Origin of the sequence: Sporosarcina sp. P26b, from assembly GCF_002743245.1 — a bacterium.
Classification (GTDB): domain Bacteria; phylum Bacillota; class Bacilli; order Bacillales_A; family Planococcaceae; genus Sporosarcina; species Sporosarcina ureae_C.
The window spans coordinates 1-3,292 of record NZ_PDYW01000052.1; the positions used below are offsets into that span (position 1 = coordinate 1).

The 3,292-nt window shown below is 40.3% G+C and carries 5 protein-coding genes; 1 reads left to right on the forward strand and 4 read right to left on the reverse strand.

All coding sequences use genetic code 11. From position 1 onward, the window contains the following. Positions 1-145: 145 nt before the first annotated feature. From CSV69_RS16340 to istA, 3 genes are read right to left on the reverse strand one after another with little or no spacing between them, the layout of a single operon-like run. Positions 146-349: a hypothetical protein gene (locus CSV69_RS16340; RefSeq protein WP_099693984.1), complete on the reverse strand. Its 204-nt coding sequence runs from the start codon at positions 347-349 to the stop codon at positions 146-148. Next, positions 346-1,095 carry an IS21-like element helper ATPase IstB gene (gene istB, locus CSV69_RS16345; protein ID WP_099693985.1) on the reverse strand — a complete coding sequence of 250 codons (750 nt, stop codon included), beginning with the start codon at positions 1,093-1,095 and terminating at the stop codon, positions 346-348. Before istB ends, CSV69_RS16340 begins: the two co-directional genes overlap by 4 nt. After that, entirely contained in the window at positions 1,092-2,648 is a 1,557-nt protein-coding gene (gene istA / locus CSV69_RS16350; protein WP_099693986.1) for an IS21 family transposase, read from the reverse strand. The genes istB and istA overlap by 4 nt, the downstream gene beginning before the upstream one ends. Positions 2,649-2,719: 71 nt before the next feature. Between istA and CSV69_RS16975 the strand changes: the two genes are divergently transcribed. Continuing rightward, positions 2,720-2,866, forward strand: coding sequence for a hypothetical protein (locus CSV69_RS16975; RefSeq protein WP_158232710.1), 147 nt, complete (start codon positions 2,720-2,722; stop codon positions 2,864-2,866). Between the two features lie 58 nt (positions 2,867-2,924). Here the strand turns inward: CSV69_RS16975 and CSV69_RS17450 are convergent, their stop codons facing one another. Beyond that, positions 2,925-3,158, reverse strand: coding sequence for a LysR substrate-binding domain-containing protein (locus tag CSV69_RS17450; protein ID WP_369823969.1), 234 nt, complete (start codon positions 3,156-3,158; stop codon positions 2,925-2,927). Between the last annotated feature and the right edge of the window lie 134 nt (positions 3,159-3,292).

The following is a 3,292-nucleotide window of genomic DNA, read 5'->3' on the forward strand; positions in this document are numbered from 1 at the left end:
TTGACTACAGCCATGCGATTGTTCCACTCTTGCCATGTTTTTGGTCCACTTCTGACATCAAATTGTTCCATCCTTGCCATAGGGAAGTCCACGCAAATTATTCTTAAAACAGCCACCGAACCGAATCTTCGATGGCTGCCTTGAGTTATTTAATACTTTTTCCATCCAATCGACCACGAAGGATTAACACTGCTTCAGTGACTAGTCGATCTTGGTCTAAATCATTTTCATCCTCTACGTTCAAACACTGCGGGATAAGTAGGTCTACAAGTTCATACATGATTTCGTCTGGTAGATAATTATGAAAGAAATACTTCGCAATACGATTCTCTACTTCTTCAGGAATCATAAAGAACCCTCCAATCCATGGCGTTCACGCATGGAAACGTCCCCATCAAGCATCATATGATAAGAGCCGTGTACAATACGATCAAGTATGGCATCAGCCAATGTACCTTCACCAATCTTCTCATGCCAGCCACGTGGATCAAACTGGGAACAGAATATTGTGGAGGCAACTTGATATCTTGATTCAACGATTTCTAAAAGATCTCTGGATTCGGTTTCTTTTAGTGGCGTTAAAAGCCATTCATCAAGGATCAGTAAATCTACCTTCGTGTATTTTTTAATTACCTTACGGTAAATGCCTTCACCCCTGGCTACTGCGAGTTCATCCAATAAATCCGGAAGGCGGATATATCGCACTTTATAAAACTGACGACAAGCAGCGACACCAAAAGCACATGCTAGGTAGGTTTTTCCGTTACCTGATGCACCTTTAATTATGATATTATGTTTCTCTTGAATATACCTTCCAGTTGCTAATCTTAAAATTTGGGTTTTATCGAGCTTTCGGTCAGCGTGATACTCTATATCTTCTATGCATGCTTGGCTATCCCTGAACTCTGCACCCTTGATGAGGCGATCGAGCTTGGCGTTCTTTCTGCGTCCCCATTCAATGTCTACAAGCATTGAGAAACGATCCTCAAACGATAGGTCCTGATATTCCGGATTTTTCAATTGATCCATATATCCCTCAGCCATTGCAGTCATTCTCATATCATTTAGTTTGGATAAAGTGTTTTCAGTGGTCATTGGTTCTTACCCCCATAATAGTCTGCCCCTCGTGTAAAACCGTAAGGGTTGGATTTAACTTCTTTTCGATCACTTTCTTCTTCATTTATGACAGGGAGTTTATCCTGTCCATTTTTAAGCATCGTTTGGATGCTTTTAAGTGTAGGTCTACTTGTGTATCTCAGTGCACGCTCACATGCTTTTTCTAACCGTCCTACCGAGTACGTATCTGACAACTTAATTAGCCCCAAGCAGGACTTCACTGCTTGTTTTTCAACTCGATAAGAGGCTAGAATACTATTAATGGTGATCAAGATATTAGATCCGGCGGTCTTTCCCCATTGGCGTACATATGAAGCATCAAAATCAATGTATTGCTTATGTTCTTTAGGCATGTGATCAGACAATGTACTGAATTGTCCTGATTTCCCTTTCAGTTTTTTGTGCGAAGCGATTCGCAAGCCTTTATAAAACACTTCCACAATAGTTCTTGTGACTCGTATATCAACCTGGTACTTTACATAATCATATGGAACAGAGTAAGACATTTTATCCACAACTATGTGATAATCATATTGTACGGTCGCAATTCGCCAAGTTGCGATTTCGTATGTTGAAGCAGGCAACGGTGTTAATGCGAAGTGTTCTTCTTCTTTAAATGCCGTGTGTCTGCTTCCTTGCTTCTTTTGAAAAGGTTTGTGGTTAAATTCCTCTAACTTCTCATGAACCGCGTCATTTAACTCTTTTAAACTGAAAAACTCTTGGTTACGAAGAGAAGCAATAATCCATGTTGAAATATGACCTACTGTACTTTCAGCGCTTGCCTTATCTTTTGGGTGACGAACGCGTGCAGGCACAATCGTTGTATGATAGTGCTCGGCCATCTCCTGATAGCCTGCGTGTATGATTGGTTCATACTTTGAAGCTTTCACTACACCTGTTTTCAGATTGTCAGGGACAATGATTCTTGGAACGCCTTCATAAAACTTAAATGCGTGAATATGAGCCGTGATCCATGACTCTGCATTCATTGAAAGAAAACCTTCTACATAAGCATATTGGCTGCACGGAAGGGCAGAAACAAAAATATACACTGGGATATCTTCGCCAGTAAGATGATCCTTGATTGCCATTGTTTGACCCGCCCAATCCACCTCCAGAAGCTCTCCGGGTTTACGTTTAATACGCATAGTCGCTTTCGTTTTGCGGGCAAAGTCATGATAGAACCTGCAGAACTGACGATAGCTATATGGAATTTCCTCGTTTGACCGACAGCTAAGGGAATATTCCTCCCATAAAAGAGTCAAGTTAACACCTGGCTTCGCTAATTCTCTATGAATGTAGTCACAGTCCGGCTTTCGTCTAAAATTATTAGAAGCATGTTTCTCGGGAAACAGAAGCTCTTGTAAGTCTCGATCCGTTATTTCTTCCTCTAAAGGCCAGCCAATATTACGTTCTTCGGCCCTTTTCACCACCTCCCGTATCGTCGTCCTAGAGTTCGAGGTACTTGAGGCAATGCCCCTTTGACTAATTCCCTGAGTATGCAACCTCAGGATTTCTCGATATTTAATCACAAAAAAACCCCCTAAATAATTGTTTTACACCGTTAGGTGCATCTCAATTATAAAGGAGGGTGGTCCGATTTATGGCAGAGGTGGAACAAAAGCTTGTCATTGTTGGACCAAAAACATGGCAAGGGTGGTACAATCCAGTGGCTATATTCACTTATCACAAAAGTTTTTATAACATCACTGCAATTACTTTCCGTGATATAAAGATTCTTGATTGTTAATATAATCCCAGAAAGAGTGGACCGTTAAGCATTCCATTGCTTCTATATTTGCGTGCATCTATACATTTCGCTTAAGTTTAATAGTGTCACTAATCAGCGGTACACAATAAAGATCATCTTGGTTATTTGAGGTCAAGCCTGGAAGTATAGTATATCCTAACCCTGCACTCGCTAATTCTTTACAAGCCTCGGCATTATCTACTTCGATAGTTAATTGGGGGGGAGTAGTGAAATGATCTCTCCACCAATTGTCTATTAGATTCTTCAATGAATAATTCGTTTTATAATTTATAAGTAAGCGTCAAATAGTGAACACATATTAATAGAAGAAGATTCGTGAGATACTCCTCCCATAGAACACATTTTGGGAGGTATTTATTTGAAAAGAAAAGAGAAAGAAGCATACTGGTCTGCGAAGATCGATGA

What these genes read in the sequence shown, in the direction of transcription:
- CSV69_RS16340 (WP_099693984.1), bottom strand. Translation starts at nt 349, where the DNA reads ATGATTCCTGAAGAAGTAGAGAATCGTATTGCGAAGTATTTCTTTCAT.
- istB (WP_099693985.1), bottom strand. Translation starts at nt 1,095, where the DNA reads ATGACCACTGAAAACACTTTATCCAAACTAAATGATATGAGAATGACT.
- CSV69_RS16975 (WP_158232710.1), top strand. Translation starts at nt 2,720, where the DNA reads ATGGCAGAGGTGGAACAAAAGCTTGTCATTGTTGGACCAAAAACATGG.